This is a genomic window from Bacillus sp. EB106-06-01-XG163 (assembly GCF_058791615.1).
Genome location: NZ_JBYTDS010000012.1, coordinates 57,573 through 76,883 on the forward strand (window position 1 = coordinate 57,573; position 19,311 = coordinate 76,883).

Annotated in this window: 27 protein-coding genes and 1 tRNA gene; 9 read left to right on the forward strand and 19 right to left on the reverse strand. The window is 44.7% G+C overall.

Annotated features, from left to right (window positions below; translation table 11 throughout):
- Positions 1–24 precede the first annotated feature (24 nt).
- The 4 genes from AC3WTF_RS14410 to sinR all read left to right on the forward strand — a co-directional run bounded on the left by AC3WTF_RS14410 (position 25) and on the right by sinR (position 3,230).
- Complete coding sequence (locus tag AC3WTF_RS14410) at positions 25–1,695, forward strand: DEAD/DEAH box helicase (RefSeq protein ID WP_007408331.1); 1,671 nt, start codon at positions 25–27, stop codon at positions 1,693–1,695.
- 21 nt (positions 1,696–1,716) lie between these two features.
- A complete protein-coding gene (locus AC3WTF_RS14415; protein WP_007408330.1) occupies positions 1,717–2,511 on the forward strand; it encodes a YqhG family protein in 795 nt (264 codons plus the stop codon).
- A 176-nt stretch (positions 2,512–2,687) separates the two neighbouring features.
- Entirely contained in the window at positions 2,688–2,861 is a 174-nt protein-coding gene (sinI, locus tag AC3WTF_RS14420; protein ID WP_003153105.1) for an anti-repressor SinI, read from the forward strand.
- A gap of 33 nt (positions 2,862–2,894) precedes the next feature.
- Positions 2,895–3,230, forward strand: coding sequence for a transcriptional regulator SinR (gene sinR, locus AC3WTF_RS14425; protein ID WP_003153104.1), 336 nt, complete (start codon positions 2,895–2,897; stop codon positions 3,228–3,230).
- A 47-nt stretch (positions 3,231–3,277) separates the two neighbouring features.
- Here the strand turns inward: sinR and tasA are convergent, their stop codons facing one another.
- From tasA to tapA, 3 genes are all read right to left on the reverse strand, one after another.
- Complete coding sequence (gene tasA / locus AC3WTF_RS14430) at positions 3,278–4,063, reverse strand: biofilm matrix protein TasA (protein ID WP_007408329.1); 786 nt, start codon at positions 4,061–4,063, stop codon at positions 3,278–3,280.
- Between the two features lie 64 nt (positions 4,064–4,127).
- Positions 4,128–4,712 (reverse strand): signal peptidase I SipW, encoded by a 585-nt coding sequence (gene sipW / locus AC3WTF_RS14435; RefSeq protein ID WP_015240205.1) that lies wholly within the window; start codon positions 4,710–4,712, stop codon positions 4,128–4,130.
- Entirely contained in the window at positions 4,684–5,355 is a 672-nt protein-coding gene (gene tapA, locus AC3WTF_RS14440; RefSeq protein ID WP_047935952.1) for an amyloid fiber anchoring/assembly protein TapA, read from the reverse strand. The genes sipW and tapA overlap by 29 nt, the downstream gene beginning before the upstream one ends.
- Positions 5,356–5,613: 258 nt before the next feature.
- On the opposite strand from tapA, the gene AC3WTF_RS14445 reads away from it, so the two are divergent.
- Entirely contained in the window at positions 5,614–5,943 is a 330-nt protein-coding gene (locus tag AC3WTF_RS14445) for a DUF3889 domain-containing protein (RefSeq protein WP_047935954.1), read from the forward strand.
- Between the two features lie 39 nt (positions 5,944–5,982).
- On the opposite strand, the gene AC3WTF_RS14450 is transcribed toward AC3WTF_RS14445, so the two are convergent.
- The 9 genes from AC3WTF_RS14450 to AC3WTF_RS14490 form a co-directional block, all read right to left on the reverse strand.
- Positions 5,983–6,162: a YqzE family protein gene (locus tag AC3WTF_RS14450; protein ID WP_003153093.1), complete on the reverse strand. Its 180-nt coding sequence runs from the start codon at positions 6,160–6,162 to the stop codon at positions 5,983–5,985.
- A 56-nt stretch (positions 6,163–6,218) separates the two neighbouring features.
- Positions 6,219–6,596, reverse strand: a complete 378-nt coding sequence (comGG, locus tag AC3WTF_RS14455; protein WP_032866434.1) for a competence type IV pilus minor pilin ComGG — start codon at positions 6,594–6,596, stop codon at positions 6,219–6,221.
- A complete protein-coding gene (gene comGF, locus AC3WTF_RS14460; RefSeq protein ID WP_257645080.1) occupies positions 6,597–7,097 on the reverse strand; it encodes a competence type IV pilus minor pilin ComGF in 501 nt (166 codons plus the stop codon).
- A complete protein-coding gene (gene comGE, locus AC3WTF_RS14465; protein ID WP_007408323.1) occupies positions 7,006–7,320 on the reverse strand; it encodes a competence type IV pilus minor pilin ComGE in 315 nt (104 codons plus the stop codon). The genes comGF and comGE overlap by 92 nt, the downstream gene beginning before the upstream one ends.
- Entirely contained in the window at positions 7,304–7,741 is a 438-nt protein-coding gene (comGD, locus tag AC3WTF_RS14470; protein WP_012117983.1) for a competence type IV pilus minor pilin ComGD, read from the reverse strand. Before comGD ends, comGE begins: the two co-directional genes overlap by 17 nt.
- Positions 7,731–8,039 (reverse strand): competence type IV pilus major pilin ComGC, encoded by a 309-nt coding sequence (gene comGC / locus AC3WTF_RS14475; RefSeq protein WP_003153087.1) that lies wholly within the window; start codon positions 8,037–8,039, stop codon positions 7,731–7,733. Before comGC ends, comGD begins: the two co-directional genes overlap by 11 nt.
- Positions 8,040–8,043: 4 nt before the next feature.
- Complete coding sequence (comGB, locus tag AC3WTF_RS14480; protein WP_032866436.1) at positions 8,044–9,081, reverse strand: competence type IV pilus assembly protein ComGB; 1,038 nt, start codon at positions 9,079–9,081, stop codon at positions 8,044–8,046.
- On the reverse strand, positions 9,068–10,138 hold the full coding sequence (comGA, locus tag AC3WTF_RS14485; RefSeq protein WP_012117985.1) for a competence type IV pilus ATPase ComGA: 1,071 nt from the start codon (positions 10,136–10,138) through the stop codon (positions 9,068–9,070). Before comGA ends, comGB begins: the two co-directional genes overlap by 14 nt.
- Before the next feature lie 191 nt (positions 10,139–10,329).
- Complete coding sequence (locus AC3WTF_RS14490) at positions 10,330–11,280, reverse strand: magnesium transporter CorA family protein (protein ID WP_015417820.1); 951 nt, start codon at positions 11,278–11,280, stop codon at positions 10,330–10,332.
- Between the two features lie 145 nt (positions 11,281–11,425).
- Between AC3WTF_RS14490 and AC3WTF_RS14495 the strand changes: the two genes are divergently transcribed.
- The gene (locus tag AC3WTF_RS14495; protein ID WP_020956081.1) at positions 11,426–12,727 is read left to right on the forward strand and encodes a hemolysin family protein; all 1,302 of its coding nucleotides are present in this window, start codon (positions 11,426–11,428) and stop codon (positions 12,725–12,727) included.
- A 37-nt stretch (positions 12,728–12,764) separates the two neighbouring features.
- On the opposite strand, the gene AC3WTF_RS14500 is transcribed toward AC3WTF_RS14495, so the two are convergent.
- A complete protein-coding gene (locus tag AC3WTF_RS14500) occupies positions 12,765–13,595 on the reverse strand; it encodes an STAS domain-containing protein (RefSeq protein ID WP_015240214.1) in 831 nt (276 codons plus the stop codon).
- Between the two features lie 71 nt (positions 13,596–13,666).
- On the opposite strand from AC3WTF_RS14500, the gene AC3WTF_RS14505 reads away from it, so the two are divergent.
- A tRNA-Gln gene (locus AC3WTF_RS14505) sits at positions 13,667–13,737 on the forward strand.
- Positions 13,738–13,801: 64 nt separating this feature from the next.
- Here AC3WTF_RS14505 and AC3WTF_RS14510 read toward each other — a convergent pair.
- Positions 13,802–14,182, reverse strand: a complete 381-nt coding sequence (locus AC3WTF_RS14510) for a Spx/MgsR family RNA polymerase-binding regulatory protein (RefSeq protein WP_003153079.1) — start codon at positions 14,180–14,182, stop codon at positions 13,802–13,804.
- 236 nt (positions 14,183–14,418) lie between these two features.
- Here AC3WTF_RS14510 and AC3WTF_RS14515 point away from each other — a divergent pair, with 236 nt between their 5' ends.
- Positions 14,419–14,664 carry a DUF2626 domain-containing protein gene (locus AC3WTF_RS14515; RefSeq protein ID WP_003153078.1) on the forward strand — a complete coding sequence of 82 codons (246 nt, stop codon included), beginning with the start codon at positions 14,419–14,421 and terminating at the stop codon, positions 14,662–14,664.
- A gap of 39 nt (positions 14,665–14,703) precedes the next feature.
- Here AC3WTF_RS14515 and AC3WTF_RS14520 read toward each other — a convergent pair whose 3' ends face one another.
- Complete coding sequence (locus AC3WTF_RS14520; RefSeq protein ID WP_012117988.1) at positions 14,704–15,342, reverse strand: MBL fold metallo-hydrolase; 639 nt, start codon at positions 15,340–15,342, stop codon at positions 14,704–14,706.
- 154 nt (positions 15,343–15,496) lie between these two features.
- Here AC3WTF_RS14520 and AC3WTF_RS14525 point away from each other — a divergent pair, with 154 nt between their 5' ends.
- Positions 15,497–15,670 carry a DUF2759 domain-containing protein gene (locus AC3WTF_RS14525; protein ID WP_003153076.1) on the forward strand — a complete coding sequence of 58 codons (174 nt, stop codon included), beginning with the start codon at positions 15,497–15,499 and terminating at the stop codon, positions 15,668–15,670.
- 32 nt (positions 15,671–15,702) lie between these two features.
- Here the strand turns inward: AC3WTF_RS14525 and AC3WTF_RS14530 are convergent, their stop codons facing one another.
- The 4 genes from AC3WTF_RS14530 to glcK all read right to left on the reverse strand — a co-directional run bounded on the left by AC3WTF_RS14530 (position 15,703) and on the right by glcK (position 19,305).
- On the reverse strand, positions 15,703–16,017 hold the full coding sequence (locus tag AC3WTF_RS14530; RefSeq protein WP_003153073.1) for an MTH1187 family thiamine-binding protein: 315 nt from the start codon (positions 16,015–16,017) through the stop codon (positions 15,703–15,705).
- Between the two features lie 5 nt (positions 16,018–16,022).
- A complete protein-coding gene (locus AC3WTF_RS14535; protein ID WP_020956082.1) occupies positions 16,023–17,060 on the reverse strand; it encodes a YqgU-like beta propeller domain-containing protein in 1,038 nt (345 codons plus the stop codon).
- Positions 17,061–17,132: 72 nt separating this feature from the next.
- Complete coding sequence (locus AC3WTF_RS14540; protein ID WP_277506499.1) at positions 17,133–18,260, reverse strand: M14 family metallopeptidase; 1,128 nt, start codon at positions 18,258–18,260, stop codon at positions 17,133–17,135.
- An 82-nt stretch (positions 18,261–18,342) separates the two neighbouring features.
- The gene (glcK, locus tag AC3WTF_RS14545; RefSeq protein ID WP_003153068.1) at positions 18,343–19,305 is read right to left on the reverse strand and encodes a glucose kinase GlcK; all 963 of its coding nucleotides are present in this window, start codon (positions 19,303–19,305) and stop codon (positions 18,343–18,345) included.
- Positions 19,306–19,311 lie beyond the last annotated feature (6 nt).

Genomic DNA, 19,311 nt, shown 5'->3' on the forward strand with positions numbered 1-19,311 from the left:
AAAAGAAAGGCGGTTTTGTTACATATGACAGCAGAGATCATATTTGATGCAAACTGGCCGGGAGAGTTTTCTGAGCGGCTGAAAACGGACGGTCCCTGGTCAAATTGGGAGATGTACAAACTGTCGGCTGAAGTCCAGCAGACCCTTGCCATTCCTGAATTTGAAGGATTGAGGGCTCCTTTATACCTGCCCGATTTCACTCCGCTTCCCCATCAGCTTGAGGTCGCGCAGAAAGTCGTTGAAAAAATGAACGGCAAGGCGATTTTGGCTGATGAAGTGGGGCTCGGAAAAACGGTGGAAGCGGGCCTGATTTTAAAAGAATATATGATTCGCGGGCTGGCCAAAAAAATCCTGATTCTTGTGCCGGCATCACTCGTTTCCCAGTGGGTGAAAGAACTTCAGGAGAAGTTTTTAATACCCGCTGTTGAACAGAAGAAAAGCTATGTGTGGGAACAGTGCGATATCGTCGTTTCTTCTATTGATACGGCCAAACGCTCGCCTCACAAAGACATTGTCCTTTCTATTCCGTATGATCTCGTCATTATTGACGAGGCGCACAAGCTCAAAAACAGCAAAACGAAAAATTATGAATTTGCGAGAAGTCTTGTGAAGAAATACTGCCTGCTTTTGACGGCAACGCCGATTCAAAACCGGATCGAAGAAATCTTCAATTTAGTGTCACTGTTAAAGCCCGGCCATTTAGGAAACGAAAGCGGATTTCAAGAAACCTTCAATCAGAAGGACGGGATTGACGCTCATGAGCATTTGAAAGAGCTCGTCAATAAGGTGATGATCCGCAACACGCGGAGCGACACCGGCCTTACGTGGACGAAGCGCCACGTGGAAACAGTGCCGATCACCTTTTCACCGACGGAACAGGCGCTTTACGATGACATCGTCGCACTGAAAAACGGCACGGAAAAGCCCGCAAGCGCATTTTCCATTATGACGCTGCAAAGAGAATGCTGTTCAAGCAGGGAAGCCGTGTATATGACGCTCAAAAAAATGCTTGACCAAAAAGACAAACAAGCGCCCGCATTCGATGATCAGACGATCGCTAATTTAATGGACCGCATCAATCAAGTCACGCAAAACTCAAAAGCGATTCAAGTTGTTGACTTGATCCAAAAGATTAATGATAAAGTCATTATTTTTACTGAATACAGGGCGACACAGATTTACCTGCAATGGTTCCTTCAGCAGAACGGCATAAGCTCCGTTCCGTTCAGAGGCGGATTTAAACGCGGAAAAAAAGACTGGATGAAGGATCTCTTCCGCGGCAAAGTGCAGGTGCTGATCGCTACAGAAGCCGGAGGCGAAGGGATCAACCTGCAATTCTGCAACCATATTATCAATTATGACCTCCCGTGGAACCCGATGCGGCTTGAACAAAGAATCGGAAGGATTCACAGACTCGGTCAGGAAAGAGATGTCCATATCTACAATATGGCGACAAAACATACGGTGGAAGAGCATATCTTAAAACTTCTGTATGACAAAATTCATTTATTTGAAAATGTCGTCGGAGAATTAGATGACATCTTAACAAAAATCAAAGTGAGCAATTTTGAAGACCATTTGCATGATATTTTATGCCATTCGCTGACAGAGGAAGAAATGAGAATCAAAATGGACAATCTCACCTCTTTTCTGTCGTACGGTACGGAAAAGCCCGCCAGAAAAAAAGGATCTTAATCTAAAAGGAGGAAGCGCGACATGAGACAGCAGGAGGTTCACGAATTTTTACTGCGCTTTTTTGAAGCGAACCACTGTCCGATTACAGAACACGGGCCGGGTTTTATGACGGTTCAGTTGACGGTCGAGATGGACAAACAAATTATGAACCGCCCGTTTTATTGGCATTGGCGTGAAAAAACGGGCGGCGAACCGAACCCGATGAAGATCACGTTCATCACTGATAAAGAAACGGCTCCGGAGGATATGGACGGCGAATTTATTTACTTTGGAGCCCCGCGCCTCTTTCAAATCTTTCAAGCAGTTAAACAAAATGGGAGATTTACAAGAATATATGAGAAAATTGTATCAGCCGGAGCCAGAGTGCCGCTTCAGCCCTGGCTTGGATTAAATGTAGTGATTTCATACCAATCCGACATGAAAAAAGACAGACTTTTGTCTTTAGGCCTGCATCTTGTATCTGGAACAATTATAGAAGGGTTTCAGCAGAAGCTTGCACCGCTTCCGCTGACCTCGCAAATATCAGACTATTGCTTTACCATATCGCCGATGATTAAGCCGGAAAGCGGAATTAAAAGAATGGAGCATTACTTAAAAGACGCTGCCGCCAAAGAGCCGTCAGACTGGGCTGACAGCGCGATCGCCAGATGGAAAAAGGACCTCAGGCTGCTCGATCAGTTTTATGAGCAGACAGAGGAAAAACCTGAGGAATACCATTTGGAAAAACAAGCGCTGAAAGCCTTATATCAGCCGAACATTCACATTCAGATTGAAAACGGCGGTTTATTTTTCCTGCAAAGTAATTTTTCTGGATAAGCGTTATCCATTCGACACCTTTCCCGTTTTTTCTGGAAATTCTATATTATAATAAAAGTATATAGAAAAAATTTCTGGCGTTTCGCATGCGATGAATCACTTCCAGACATGTAAAGATAAGGTCATGGGCGGATTGGCTGAAATACATAAACAAGTATTTTAGGAGGAGAAAATGCATGAAAAATGCAAAAATGGAATTTTCGCAATTAGATAAGGAATGGGTTGAGCTGATATTAGAAGCCCAAAAAGCAAATATCAGCCTAGAAGAAATACGCAAATACCTGCTTTCGCATAAAAAGTCTTCTCAACATATCCAGGCAGCCAGAAGTCATACCGTAAATCCTTTCTGAATGTGCTATAATATCACAAGGAAGGTGATGACATTGATTGGCCAGCGTATTAAACAATACCGAAAAGAAAAAGGCTACTCACTATCAGAACTAGCTGAAAAAGCTGGGGTAGCGAAGTCTTATTTAAGCTCAATAGAACGAAATTTACAGACGAACCCCTCCATTCAATTTCTCGAAAAAGTCTCCGCTGTTCTGGACGTCTCGGTTCATACTTTACTTGATGAAAAACATGAAACCGAATACGATGGTCAATTAGATAGTGAATGGGAGAAATTAGTTCGCGATGCGATGACATCCGGGGTATCAAAAAAACAATTTCGTGAATTTTTAGATTATCAAAAATGGAGAAAAGCGCAAAAAGAGGAGTAGTGCCGCCATATGTGCACAACTCCTCTTTTAACTGTCCGACTTTCGGATTAGTTTTTATCCTCACTGTGAGCCTTTTCATTTTCCTTGACGTAACCGTCTTTATCCGTATGATCTTTCGTAATGGTCAAGCCGTTCCATTGCGTTGCTTCAAAAGAGAATTGAAGAGAAATCGCATTGCCTTGGAACTTGTTTTGCACACTTAATCCGTCCGCAGTTTTTGCGGTGTCATTTTTAAATTGGATTTCCATTCTCACCTGGTCATAATCAGCAGGCGTTTTCGGAACTCCGTCGTACTCAGGAGCTGTTTTGCCGTTAATGGTTGCTACATTGACTTTTCCGCTCTCACTCAGGAATTTCGGATCAATGTGCTTGCTGATCGCTTCGGCAGCTGCTTTATCCTGTTTTGTTGACATTAAGTATAAGTCTTTCAGGCTGGCCGCCTTCAAAATGATATTTTTAGGATAGCCGTTGCCCCCTTCTTTACCGACTGTCAGAACCGTAATTTCAAACTGGCTGAGGAAATCCTCCGCAGATTCATTTCCTTTCTTTGCTCCTTTAAAGTCAGTAAAATTCAAAGCCATCAGCACTTCTTTAATGGCAAGTGAACCGTTGTTTCTGAATTCAAAATCTTTCGTCAATTTATCACCTGGTTTTAAGTTTGACAAATTGACATTGGCTGATTGTTCTTTAGCCGATAAATCAAGTGTTCCTGACGCAAATGTAGCGTCTGTCGACTTCACATCATTAAATGCGGCCCATGTGCCTCCTCCTACTAATGCTAAACCGAGTGCGGCTGAGGCAACGCCCAAGCTTAATTTCTTTTTCATACCCATGTTTGTACTCTCCCCTTACTTTTTATTTTTGTTATCAAATCCTGTCGCCAGGTTGCAACCGTATTCATGTGGAGATGGTTCCCTTTTTCGCATGTTCTTCCAGCGCTTTCGTTTTCCGCTCAATATCGCGGAGGGCGCTGACAATGACTGTTATTGAGTAAATCAAAAGCATGACGCCGGGAACGATTAACAGAATCGCCGTTCCGATCGGCTGGCTGGCCAAATGGATGACATATCCGGCATACGGAAGCTGATATCCCGTATACTGGGCCGCCACTTTTTCAGCTTGAACGGGTGCGGCATCCGGGGCGGCATTATGGTCCCCTTTTGTCTCAAACAGCAGGTTCCCGTCCTTTTTTGTGATCCCGATTATTCTGTGTGTGACGGCTGTTCCGTCATCTTGCGTAAAGGTGATCACATCCCCTTTTTCTAAGTCATTCACGTCAGAAATTTTCTTTACCGCTATGAGCGAACCCGTCTTAAATTCCGGGTCCATTGAACCCGACAGCACGGATTTCAGCGTATAGCCGAAGATGGCCGGCTCACCCCCGGAAGCCCGGGTCGAAATCACCGTTAACGTCAGCACAATAATCAAGCTGAAGATGACGGCATACAAAATATTACTGATCAGTTTCAGCGTTTTTTTCATGTTCTTCCCCGCTTTCTTTTACCGGCTCAGCCGGCTCTTTCTCCGTTTTCTTTAGATCGGAAACGGTCGCCTGTTCCCGGCATTTGACGAGTTTCATCGGTTTTGACCACTCAAATTTTTCTTCGTCCGCCGGATACCCTTCAGGCTTGTAAACCTTGAATGCGTATATGCCCGGCTGCAAAGACCGCTTTGACTCAATTTTATAAATCGTTTTGCTTTTTTTATCAGTAATAAGCCCTTTATCCACAACATTGCCGTTTCGTAAAGGCTGCTGCTGAGAAGCAATTTTATGGAGCTCCCATTTCCAGTCAGAAACAGTCCGCTCTTTTCCCTTATTCTCCAGCTCGGCATAGAGCTGAAGCGGCGCACACACGGTGCCTGACGTATCAGTTTGATTTGTTATATGTAAATCACTTTGATCCCAGCGTTCGTCATAACGGCAATCGTCATCCGTATATTGAAAATCTCCGCACGTTTGAACCCGGAGACTGAAGCTTTTCACATCATTGAAGGAGGAACTTGTATCACCTGTGAACTGAGCACATATCGTCACGGACAGGCAAAAAATGAACGAAAGCCGTAAAAATAGCATCATCCGCCATCTCACCTTGCCCTTTTTTTCCATTCGCAACAATCGGAACATGCCTTACCCCCTGTAAAACTGTTAATAAATATGACAACCGTTCTCTTTAAAGAACTGTATGAACAAAGTATAATCAAGGATTATCGTCTTGAAAAATGTCAAAATCGGTCAAATTGTTCGTTTTTGAGAATGGTATCTTTTAAAAACAGCGTTTTGCTTCAAATTACACACCTTTTTGGAATTTTTTCTAATAAAACGTGAGAAAATAACGAGGTGCCTAGAACAAAATGGAAAGTATATACAGCGAAAGGACGAAGAATGATGATCAAACAAAGTCTGATTTGCCTTTCTCTTCTTGTTTTCGGGGTTTCAGGAACAGCTCAGGCGGAAACGGTGCCTTATTATGCTGTTCACCATAAATCAAAATGGGAAAAGTTAGCAGAAAAGGAAGCTAAAAGAAGATATCCGCTCGCCCAAACGTTATTTATTCAAAAGGTGTGGGATCGGAAAAGAACGGACGAAGCAGTCAAGCAATACCACTTGACATTGCGGGATGGCGAAAAAGAATTTGGCGTGTTTGTTACGATTTCTTTTAATCCCTACAGCCAAAAGGTAAATAAAATTGCCGTCATTGAGGAATACCAATAAGGCCCTCCTGTATCAGGAGGACCTTTCGTGTGATTCACTTTATTTTTTCCGCTGCATCCACAGCTTAAAACTATACGGCAATATTCCGAACCAGTGCTGAGAAGCCGGCACTTTCTTTTCTTTCCGCACTTCTTTTCGCTCTCTCCGTTCCTGTTTCGGCGTATCGAAATATTTAACGAATTGCTCAGTCATATATTTTACATAATCATTTGTTTTCACGGCTCTCACCTCATAGTGCTGTCTTTACTATGAAGTGTTGTCCCGCCGCCTCTTTTTTATACTTCCGTCCATTGAATCAGCTGTTTCTTCTTCTGATCGAACAAAAGGTGAGCCTCCCGTCTCGTTCCTGTCGTGGTTTCCGCCTGAATTGTAACCTGAACCGTTTCCCGCCGATCACTCCCCGTGATGTGAAAAGAAACGGTGCCATACGGAAAACGCTGTGTACCAGTTTGGACCCTTTGTCCCTGTGTCATATGGCGGCTTGACAGCAGCGCGCCGTTTTGGAGCAGGTTCTCTCCGGTCCAGTACTCCCCGGCCTCTTTTGCAAATGTTTTTCGGGTGATGAAATCAGATGTAGTATAGCTGATGACAAGTAAAACTGCGGCAGAAACAAACAGAACCGCGGGATATATAAAACCGTCAGATTTGTACATTTAATCACCTTTAAAAGAGCTGTAAACCGGAATGACCGCCTGATTCTTTTGACCTGCAACGCTTGAAATCTCTAATAAGAGCAGGCCGTTTTTCACATCAGCCGTTAATGATGCCGCGTTTTGCAGGATCGGCACGTGGCCTTTTCCGTTTACTCTTTTCCTTATCATCTTATGATAAATTTCAAAACGCACTTCTTCGCCTCCGGTTTTCCGGCATGCTAACGCCCGTCCGCCGTCTGCCGGCTTCACAGCCTCAGCCTGTTTACATTCGTTCATGATCTGCTGAACGGCAATTTGATGCTCCCGGCTGTCTAATCCGCCGTTATCGGTCCGGTTTGATAAAAACAGATGTAAAATCGGGCCCAAGGTGCCTGATAGGAAAAGACAGACTGCCAAGGAGAACAAAACATTAAGAAGCGTAAAGCCAGTCTGTTTTGAGAATGCTGAGGCACATTTCTTTTTCGCTGCGGTCAGCCGTACACACTTTGTAATACTCACCATCCTCCTTCCACTTCACACCGGGAGACGGCGGCTTTTTTCCGGTCATCATATAAGTGCTGATATGTTTCTGAAGAAGCTGGTACGCTTCATGGCGATCTTCTATTTTCAGACCATCAGTCAGCATGCCCGTCCAGACCGGAATGATAGACGTCATAAGGAACAGCCAAATGGCCATTGCTGATAGTGTTTCAATAGTAGAGAACCCCTTATTTCCGTTTAGCATGGACATTTCCGCTCCCTAAGTAAACTGTGATCTCATAGGTGAACCCGGCGCTCTTCAATTGAATCTTTCCTCCCGAATTCGGATGGCCTTTTTCGTTAAATTCAAGGCTCTCCGGTAAAGTCACAAGTGTAATGTGAAGCGAATCAAAGGAACGCTCGACAATCCTTCCGCCTGACTGCAGTTTGTATTTATGCTCTTTTGGAAGAAAAGTGATTTTTGTTCTTTTATGTTCTGCGATAGCCGTTTCCTGAGCAAGCTGAATATCTTTTTGGAGCTGTTCTGTTTTTTGCCGCACGGCAAGGTGGGTGTAGGCCGGCGGAACCGTCGTGAACAAAACCGTCAGCAGGACGGACGCCAGGCTTAACACAATCAGGCTTTCAAGAAGGGTAAACCCATTTTCTGTCCGCCTGTTATTGTTCAACTGTAACTTCTCCGCCACTAATTAAGATCTGTTTACCATTCGGGCAGGCTGTATTCTTTTTGATATACCCCTCTGATTGTAAATCGTTCATATCCGGCATTTTACCTTCATGATCGATTTCGTACGCCGTCACTTGGGCTTTCACCATATTCTGCAGTCCTTCACAGCCTTTATGCTGAATGCTTTGATTATGTTTTGTAACGTTAGGAATGGTGATTAAAAGCAGAATGGAAACGATAAATAAAACGATCAGCATTTCAATTAAAGTAAATCCATCTTGATTTTTCAGACGAAGCACTCCCTTACATTTGGTTCATCATCTGGTACATCGGCATCAGCATTGACATGTAGACAATTAAAATCATACCGGCCACAACACCGTAAATGACAGGCTGGAGAATGCCGGTATACTTCGCCGCGTTTTGTTCAAGACGCTCCATCATAAACTGGCTGTACGTATAAAGTTCGCGGTGAAGCAGGCCGTTTGCCTGTCCGTGGCTGACTGCAGCCGCAAGGTCTTTTTCATAACACGGATGCCCGGAAAGAGCGGATTCTATGGTTTCTCCGGCTTTCAGACGTGTAATGAGCATCTCTGCTTCTTCACGATAAAAAGGCAGAAAAGATTGTTCTTTAAAAGCTGTTAAGCTGTCATAGATAGAAAGGCCGGATTTCAGAAGACTGCTGAGCTGTAAAGAGAAAAAGTAGCTGTTAAAAAGAACGGCCGCTTTTCCTAAGAGGGGTATTTTCACAACAATCAGCATTTTATCTTGCGGGGATTTTTTTTTACATAAGAACCAAACGTACAAAAACAAGCAGAAAGCGGCGGACAGCGCCAGTGCGCAGGCTTCATGAAAATGCCGAAAAAACGCAAAGATGAAAGCAGTCGTACCGGATGTATTCATATTCATTGATTGATAAATCCCAGCAAACTGCGGAATAATTAAACTTTGCAGAATATAAAACATGACACAGACGGAAGATATTAAAAACATCGGATACCGGAGCATTTTTTTGATTTGATTCGTCTGCATGAGCTTTCTCTGTAATAATTCGCCGCTTTGTTTCATCGCCCCCGGCAATTCCCCGTGTTTCTCCGCGAAATAGCAGATAGAGACGGCTTCTTTATGAAAAGACAGTGCCTCAAGCACTTGGTAAAACGCATCACCTTCCCTCAGCCGGCGGATTCCGTCCGTCAGCTCTGCAAGCTGACGTTTATGCAGCTGGAGTTGCAGCAGTCTGAGCCCTTCAATCAGACTGTATCCTTTTTCCGTCATTTCACCGAGCCTTTTCAAAAAAGCCGCTTGATCCTTCAACGGCCAGGTTCGTTTAATCCGCTTCATGATACACCCACCGATCGTAATTGTCGGTCGTGACATAGCCGAGCGCGATTCCTTTTCTGATCAGCCTGCGGAGCGTCTGATATTGAAAATTGGCGTGCTCTCCCTTTGCTTCCTGAAAGCATTGGGTGAGGTTTTTCCCGTAGAGCAGTTCATAAATGCCCGCACGGCGTGTCTGCCTGTACATCCGGCAGTACACGGAACAGTTTTCCTCTTTGCAGAACGGACATGTTAAATCAACCAGACGCTGAGCGGCAATGGCAATGACGGTTTGTTCAATTTCTGTCATGTTCACGCCGAACTCCAGCAGCCTGTATATGGCGCCCTTAGCATCTCTTGTATGCAGGCTTGAAAGAACGAGGTGTCCCGTCATGGCCGCGCGGACTGCGATTTCAGCCGTCTCGGCATCCCTGATTTCCCCTAAGATGATCATATCGGGATCATGTCTTAAAATCGCTTTTAAACCGGCGGAATATGTGACTCCGGCTTTTTCATTCACCTGAACTTGCAACACATCCTCATCTCTTGTTTCTACGGGGTCTTCAAGCGTGACAATACGCCGGTTGAAATGCCTTTTTGCATAGTTGACAAGCGAGTAAAGAGTGGTCGTTTTTCCAGATCCGGTGGGGCCGGTAAACAGAAGCAGGCCGTGCGAATGCTTCAGAAAGGACAATAGTGCGGCGCCCGCCCCCCGAAATAAGGACAGTTTATCCAGAGGGGGAATCTGCCGCTTAGGCAAAAGCCTGATGACAAGACTTTCATCATTCATTGTCGGCAGGGTTGACATTCTCAAATGAACGGTTTCCGTCGGAAGCGGCAGAGACAATGACCCGTTTTGCGGCTTACGTCTTTCTCCTATATCCATGGCCGATAAAAACTTAAAATGAGAAATTAGCCTTACGCATTCCTCTTTTTTTAAGACTCTTTTTTTCACAAGAGCATGGCCGATGCGAAAATGAATGAAAGCATCCCTTTCTCTCGGCACAATGTGTATATCTGAAGCCCTTGCCGTATAGGCCTCGTTTATGATGTTCCTGCTGTATGTTTCTATATTTTTCACAAGACTTCCCTCCTTCCGCACGTATTGTAAATCAGATACACAAAAGCCGGCAAAGGAGAGATTATGCGTTTTACAGTGTGTAAAACGTAAAAAAATAAAAATAAGCCCCCTGACATTGATTTACCGAATGAAATCCGGAACCATTCGGCCATTTTCAGCCATCAAAAAAAGCAGGCGTATGCCTGCTCTTCTTAGCGTTTCTTTTCTTTCCGCAAATATTTTTTTTGATGCTCCCTCAAAATGTCCCCTGTCCAGCCTTTCTGCCGCAGATAAATATAAATCAGCAGGGTTGATACAATAATGAGCACGATGGAACAAATATACGCATATTTCCAATGAAGCTCCGGCATGTTATCAAAGTTCATCCCCCAGAGAGCTCCAAGCGCCGTCATCGGTGTAAAGAGAGTTGTAAAGATCGTCAAGGCTTTCACAATTTCATTTCCTCTTTGGGAGGTAATGACTTCCTCGGCGTGCAGCAGATTGCTCAGTTCCTGATCAAACTCATTGATATATGTAATTCCTCTTTCCATCTTTTGATGAGCTCTGAGGTAATCTTTCTGCCTGTCATTTTTCGGGAGAAAAGCTTCTTTTAAAGCCATTTCCACTTTTTGAGCCCCCAGTGTAAGGCCTTTCCAAATGAACAGCTCATGGCGCAATTTATGCACATTTTCCAAGATTCCTTTGCTGTTGTCATCATGAATCTGCCATTTCAGCGTCCGCTGCTTGACTTCAAATTCATCCAGTCCGATCAGATAGGAATTCATCAGCTCTCCCAGCAGAACAAAAAAGCCTTCAATCGGATTTTCACAGGTTTGAATCTGCTGTGTGGCATGCTTTTCTTTTACACCGCGCAGCAGCGAAAAATCAAAATTAATCGTAAAAAAGAAGTCTCTCGTAATATAAAAGTGAAATACGGTATGGTTTTTTTCATCATCTAATCCTTGATGATAGATTAAAGAACCGAAAACCGCTTCATTATTCTGATCATTTGTATCTGAGCGCAGAAAGTTTATATGATTTTCATGTTCAAACCACTTTTCGCATTGCGGCCAGTGATTGTGATGGATCATTTTTTTCGCTTCCGTTTTTTCATGCGGACCGAGCTGGTACCACAGCCAGTCCGCTCCCGAATGTACCTTCATCTCTTGTCATCCTCCAGTATCGCTTTCTTGTTTTATTACCGTAAATGAGGCGGGCTAAACCAGGCTCGATGTTTGAGCAGCTTTCTACAGTGGTATTATTCCGAAAAAAGGGAGGTGCAAGCCTTCCTTCGCGGAAGGCGTTACATTGTATATCATCAAACTATCTGCCATCGTACTATTTATTTTATTAACGGCGTGTTTTGTCGCCATAGAGTTTTCAATCGTTAAAGCAAGGCGCTCCCGCATTAATCAGCTCATTGAGGAAAATGTAAAAGGAGCAAAAGCAGCCAAGCATGTCATTACACACCTCGATGAATATTTATCGGCGTGCCAATTGGGCATCACCGTCACCGCTTTGGGGATCGGCTGGCTGGGTGAACCGACAGTCAAAGCAATGCTTCAGCCGTTATTTTTAAAAACCGGAGTTCACGAAGCGGTTGCCCAAGTCCTGTCATTAATCATCGCCTTTCTGCTGGTTACATATGTGAATGTCGTCATCGGCGAACTCGCCCCGAAAAGTTTTGCTATCCAAAAAGCCGAGCGGATTACACTTTTATCTGCCAGACCGATGATTTTGTTTTATAAGTTAATGTTTCCGTTCATCTGGCTGCTCAATCATTCCGCACGCCTGATTACAGCCATGTTCGGCTTGAAGCCTGCTTCCGAACATGAAATGGCTTATACGGAAGAGGAATTGCGGGTGCTCCTTGCCGAAAGCTATCGAAGCGGCATGATCAAAAAAAGCGAGCTGCATTACGTAAATAACATTTTTACATTTGATAAGCGCACTGCCAAAGAAATTATGGTGCCCCGGAATGAAATGGTGAGCCTGCCGTTAGACAGCGGATCGGGACATATGCTCCGGGACATTATCAAAACAAATAAATATACCCGGTATCCCGTAGTAAAAGGAGATAAAGATCATGTAGTCGGCATCATCAATATTAAAGAAGTTTTATTCAGATTCCTGTCAGAAGGAGCGGCGTTTACAAAACACGAACTCAGCCCTTACATCCAGCCGGCGATCCATGTGATTGAGACGATTCCGATTTATCAATTATTCGTTAAAATGCAGCGGGAACACGCCCATATGGCCATTCTCATTGATGAGTACGGCGGAACCGCGGGATTAGTAACGGCGGAAGATATCATTGAAGAGATCGTCGGCGAAATCCGCGACGAATTTGATACGGACGAAACACCTTCCGTTCAAAAGCTTGGGAAGAACCGCTATCTCCTGAACGCCAAATTGCTGATCAGTGACGTCAATGATTTACTCGGAACAGAGATTACGGCTGATCAAGTCGATACACTCGGAGGCTGGTTTCTTACTCAGCATATTGACGCGAAGCCCGGAAGCACCATTGATTTTGAAGGCTACACATTTACGGTAAAAGAAATCGACAGCCATCATATCATTACGATTGAAGCTGACAAAGCTGAATAGCTGAGGGAGAAATCCCTCCCGGCCATTCAGCTTTTTATCATCTTAATGATTCTTTTACGATAAATCCGTTTTTTGCCAGCGCTTTCGCCAGACTCTGCTCCGTTTTCACCTGAGAAAAATCGATGCCGAGCTTCACGACGGTCTGCGCGATTTCCGGCCTGATGCCTGAGATTGTCGTTTCTATGCCAAGAAGTTTTGTGCTGTCAATCACTTTAAAAATCTGATAAGCGACCATCGTATCCACAATCGGCACACCTGATATATCTAAAAATAAATAAGAAAGACGGAGTGAAGAACATTGGTCAAGCACCGATTCCAAAATCATTTTTGCCCGGTAGGTGTCAATTTCGCCGACGAGCGGCAAAATTCCAATACCGTCGGCAATCGGCATAATCGGCGCACTTAGTTCGTTAATCATTTCTTTTTGGGCGTTTAATTGTGTAACCGTCACTTTATAATATTCCTCTGTAAATACTTCAATCATATGGTCAATTGCTTTGTTCAGCTTCTCTCCCCAATGGAATACCGCATTCGCCCCAGGCTTCTCAGACATTGTTTCACAGCACGTCTGTATGCGGTTCCAGACCAATCTCCGGAATTCTTTAAAGCTCGTGACGCTTTCATAGACCGGTACTTCATGGACGGCCCGGTCCCTTGCGAACTGAAGCGCCCATTTTGTCAGCTCCTCTTCCCCGCCGTCTTTTTCCGATAAAATGCCGGCAACGATTTCAATTAACAGACGGTGCTGCATTTCCGCTTTCTGATCATCTGTAGGCCGCCCCGATTTTGGTATGAGCAGCCACTGGCGTGTGATTTCACCTGATTCTTCAATTAAGGTTCGAGATAATGTTTCACTCAAATGTTTCACGGGTCTCCTCCATTCAAATTCCTTTGTATGTATAAATCGGCGCCGGACGCACATACTGTAATTACATCCGATGGGCTATAGCCAAGCGGTAAGGCAATGGACTTTGACTCCGTGATCGTTGGTTCGAATCCAGCTAGCCCAGTCCCGCAACCGCAAAAAACGAAGATTAGCTGATAAATTTTGATCAGCGGATCTTCGTTTTTCTCTTATGATACAGATTGATGTACCGTTTTTTTCTTCGTCAGCTTCATCAGTTCTCCTGGATTGTATCCGATAACGAGCTTATTTCGATCGATCAGAATCGGACGCCGCAGCAGTTTCGGCTTCTCAGTCAAAAGCTTCAGCACTTCATTTACAGTCATTTCTTCAATGTTCAGGTTGAGATTTTTAAATGTTTGACTTCTCGTCGCCAATATTTCATCAATTCCTTCAGTCGTTAATGATAAGATCTGCTTCAATTCATCAATTGTCGGTGTCTCCCTGAATAGATGGCGCTCTTGAAAGTCAACATTGTGGGCTTTTAACCAATGTTTCGTTTTTCGGCATGATGTGCAGCTCGGGTATGAATAAAAAATAAGTTCTTTCATTTTTAAAAATTCCTCCCTCGGATAATCCGTCTCTTTGTTAACATAAGTACCCTGAACTTTTTTTCATTAAACATATTTCAAAAAGATTTTTCGGATCTTTTTCAGAGGGCGGCATAAGATATAAAACACAGGGAAAGACATAAATTCCACAATAAATATAATCATGAAAATGTTTACATTTCGAGTGCCGATCTATTATAATAAACTTCAGATAGACTCTCGGGAGGGGATAAGGAATGAATCGCATGTTCCGGGTGTTAGGATTTTGGACGGGGATATTTGCAGTCATGTTTTTTTTAGGGGGCATGAAAGACGCTTCACTTTTGTTTTTTGGACAGACGATCTTTTTCGTATTTCTTTCTTATTTGAATCTGACTGAGCGGATGTATATTTATATTTTCGGAGCTTACTTAACCGTATTTTTCGCCGGATTTACATATTACTCTATTTTTATTATGACACCGGGCGGCGGAACCCACTGACAGAAAAAGACAGACCGATTATGGTCTGTCTTTTTTCATTTACAGTGAAAAACCATTGATAAACGGGTTTCGCTCCTGCTCTGTCTGAATATCCGTTTCCGGCCCGTGCCCGCTTAACACAAGTGTATATCCGGGAAGCGTGAGCAGTTTTTGATGAATGGAATCAAGCAATACGTCCTGACTTCCGCCGTGTAAATCAGTGCGGCCGATGCCTCCCTGAAAGAGCACATCACCTGAAATCACCAGATCCGCGTCCTTCACATAATAAGAAACGCTTCCCGGTGAATGTCCCGGCGTAAACAATGTCTCCAAATGGAAAGGCCCGATGTCCAATATGCCGTCGCCTTCGATGAGCCGTTCGGCGGGCCGTGCCGTTACGGCGATGCCACGCAATATGCCCGATCCGTTTAAGGAAGAGTCCTCCAGCCACTTTTCTTCATTTTTGTGAAGATATACGGGAACATCCCATCTGTCTCTTACTTCGTCAAGCGCGCCGATATGGTCAAAATGGGCGTGCGTCAGTAAGATGGCCAGCGGCTTCAGATTGTTTTCTTTTATGTAATTGTTGATTTTGTCCGCTTCTCCGCCCGGATCAAAAATAAGACAGGACTGATCCTCACTGACAAGAAAATACGCGTTTGCCTGAATCGGACCGGCCGGCATTCGTCTCCATTTCACTTTCATCACCTCTTTATGTATATGCCCTTATTATGAAGGTTTTCTGCGGAAGATTCAATGAATGCGGCCGGGAAAACGCTATCGACAAACAAAATGAAAACGGTTAAAATGAAATGGAAAGATTTTCAGGTTCCAATGACAAAGGAGGAGCATGATGTTACTTGTTGTAATCTTCGGCCTTGTCGCATTATTAGCTGTATTAGGAGTCCTGCGGGCTGTCAGACAGAGAAATATCCTGGGATTTTTGTTAGCCGCCGCCACGCTGGGCGTGTTTGGCTGGTTTACCGTAATGACCGTTGTAACCAGCGGCTATCCGACTGCACATTAAAAGCCTGTATCCAATGGATACAGGCTTATTTTTTATTGCTGCAAATGTTTGCTGACACTTTTGATTTTGCTCTCCAGTGTCGTTTCTTTATCACGTCTGTCATCAATGCGGATATTTGTCGCCACTCTGTGCAGCCCTTTTTGGAACGGGGCTTCGTGAATGTCCTGAATGACTGCGAATAAGTCGCTCAGCTCACCTTCAATCAAAGTGTTCATCGGCGTGAGCTGAAATTTGATCTTGCCGGCAGCTTTGTAACCCTCCAAAATGTTTTGCACATCCGCTACATACTCACTGACGCTCGGTGTTTTTGTTCCGATCGGAATGATTGTCACATCTGCAATTGCCATTTGGTTCAAACTCCTTTTTCATTTGTTATGATTGGTTCTGTCATGCCTGTTTTCAGTGAAATCAGACGGTCATACGTAAAGCCGTATAAAGCGTATTCCCCGTTCGGAGAGATCTGAATCGGCTCCATTTCCGTGTTTTTGAGCACCGTCCGCTCCCGTTCGTCTCCTAAGTCAAAGCTGATCAGATTGTAAGAGCGGCCTTCAGGCTTGAATATGTAAAACCGCTTGTGTGTCTGATCGTAATCATATTCCATCGGCGCAAAGCTCTGATACTTTTTTTGGAGAGGAAAGCGGTGCGTCACGGATGCCGGCTTTTGGAAAAGGAACTCGCCGTCTCCGTCCGATTGATCCGTTTGTCTGACGGCAATCGTCATGCCCGGGCGGGAATCGGCCCAGATGACGTGATGAAGCACTCTTTTTTCTTTTTTTGTCTGCAAGTCATAAGAATATAAAGGACCCTCTTCCTCCGTTTTTCCTTGCTTGATATATTGGAATTCATCAGTGGAGGTCCAATGGACAAAAGGAGCCTGAACGGGACTCTTTTTTAAAATGCCGTTGTTCATATCGGCCGTATAGGCAGTGAAATCCCATGTTTCAGTAAAAACGGTAATCATCATTTGATACGGGTCATACGGATTCCAAGCCGTCTCCAGTTCATAAGAGTTAAAGGCTTTGTGATAAAGTCTTTTCCCCTGCTTGTTCATAAGCACAAGCTCAGTCTGACCGCTGCTTGTCACCTGTACGAGAATCAGCTGTTTTTTCCGGCTGATCTTTACATTGACAATATTGCCCTTTGTTTCATAGAGCCGTTCGGATTTTCCGCTGAAAAGATCATATTTCATCAGCTGATGATGTGCTGTATACAGGATCGTTCTGTTATCCAGCCATCCTTCCGTTTTCTCCGCTTCCTTTTTACTGAGCGGAACGATTTTCTGTTCTGCCGATTTTGCCGAAACGCCTGTGTCTTGCTGCTGATGAGATGGTTCACAGGCCGCTAAACACAGAACGAATGCGGACAGCAGAACACAAACCAAGTATCTCACCAGCCTTCCCTCCATTCTTTTCTATTGTCCCATATTTGTTTATGTAAACAAATGAGAAATTTCACAGATGTCTCAAAAAACAAGCGACCTCCACAAAATACCTTCCGTCGCTTGATAAATATCAGCAAACTGATGAAAAGGCAAAGGGTTTTTTCCCTTCCCGAGCTCAATGGTATAGCCCTCTTTTCCATACTGCTGTATAAACCAATCCCTAAAACCCGCATGGCTGTCAATGGTTTTAACGCCTTGATAGCGGTTTCCGCTTATCGCTTCAAACTCCCGAATCATCCGGGATGATTGCTCCGGTTCACATTCTTCGTATCCCCAATAAATCTCTTCTCCTTGCGTATGAAGAGCGATCAGCCGGTCAGGCGGCTGCTCCGTTATCAGCCGGTGCATCGCCTGCGCCTCCGGTTCAGTGAGCGGCGCCGTCCCCGGAAAATCACGGTATGAAGGGGCTTTCGGTTTGCGCCTCTGTTCAATATCCCAATTGGATGGGAAATGTTTATTTAAATCCACACCGTTTATATTTGCCTTCCATTCGCGGAAATCCCGGCGGTGTTCATTTAATCGATTAAGAAATTCATTTTTTTCTGATAAATCTTCACATCCGTAAAGTACGAGATCAACACCGTCGGGATTTACGAGCGGAACGAATGACAATGATGTCAGGCTGAATATATCAAGCGCAGAGTGCCCGAAAACGGTTTTATTTTCGCATAATGCCGCGCAATATTCTTTACACCATTTAAGCGCGACCGTGGTGGTGATCCATTCATTGGCATGAAATGAGGCGTTTACATGGACTTTTCTTTCAGCCGTATCCGCACCTATTTTCAGCTCATAAAGCGGCTTTCCCAATACGGAACTGCCGATTTTACGGCACGTGACAAACGGAAAGACATCCGTTATTTTCTCAATTTCTTCATAAACCGATTCGGAGCCGTACACCTTTTCTTCCTTCACCCATTGATCAGCGGAAAGAATCCTTTCACAGTGCCGGATGTATCGCGAAAGCCCGCTCAGCGTCTCAAGCGGCGGACCCTCTGACTGCCCGCTCACGGCAAAGCCGGGACAAAATAATTCATCGTTTTCCGCCGTTTTATCAGCGGCTTTCAACAGTTTTTCATCAATTGAAAGCACCTTTGCAATATCTTTCATATGCTGTTTCAATTCAGGTTTGACACGAATTCCCGCCATGTTCATCCCCCTTTTTTAAAAACTATATGACTGGGGAGATAAAAAAAGAAAGCCGCCCGCGATATGGGCAGGCTGACTTTCTTCAGCAGTTTTGATGTTTGAGCCATTCATTTTTGGCAATCCACGCCCCGCCGATGACTCCGGCGTCATTTCCAAGTGCCGCAATCGAAATATCGGCCGCTTCCGCAGAACGCGGGAACGCGGTGATTTTGAAAGTCTCTTCCACTTTTGACCGCAGGATTTCACCCGCTTTGGAGACGCCTCCGCCGAGCACGATTTTCGTCGGATTCATGGCGCTTGCCAGATTTCCGAGCACGAGGCCTAAATGTTTTGCGACATAATCGACGACTTCAAGCGCTGTCTTATCCTGCTGTTTAGCCGCTTCGAACACGTCACGTGCTGTCAGATCGCGCACTTGTAAGAGCGAAGAGTCGGAAACCGCCGCAAGCTTTTCTTTCGCGATGCGGACGATGCCGGTTGCGGACGCAATCGTTTCGATGCAGCCGGATTTTCCGCAGTTGCACGGAGCTCCTCCTTCCGGAATACTGCAAATATGACCGATTTCTCCGCCGGCCCCGTTTTTGCCGTGAACGATTTCTCCGTTGACGATGATGCCTCCGCCGACTCCGGTTCCGAGCGTCACTAAAATGACATCTTTAGCCCCGTCACCTGCACCCTTCCACATTTCTCCGAGCGCTGCGATATTGGCATCGTTTTCAATGACGGCCGGAATACCCGTTTCCGCCTCGAGATGGTCTTTCAGCGGATAGTTTTTCCACCCCATATTTGTCGTCTCATAGACCATCCCCGTCGTCATTTCCACGGGTCCGGGCGCTCCCATTCCGATCCATTTTACGATCCGTTTCGGCTTGTTCAGTTCTTCCAGCTTCTGGTCAAGCGCTTTGGCGATCGTGACCGTAATTGTGTTTCCTGATTTATCGGTCGGAACTTCCCATTTATGCTGAATTTCACCGTACATGTTGATAAAGGCCAGCTTGATGGTTGTTCCGCCAAGATCAATCCCCGCAAACCATGTATCTTCCATAATAAT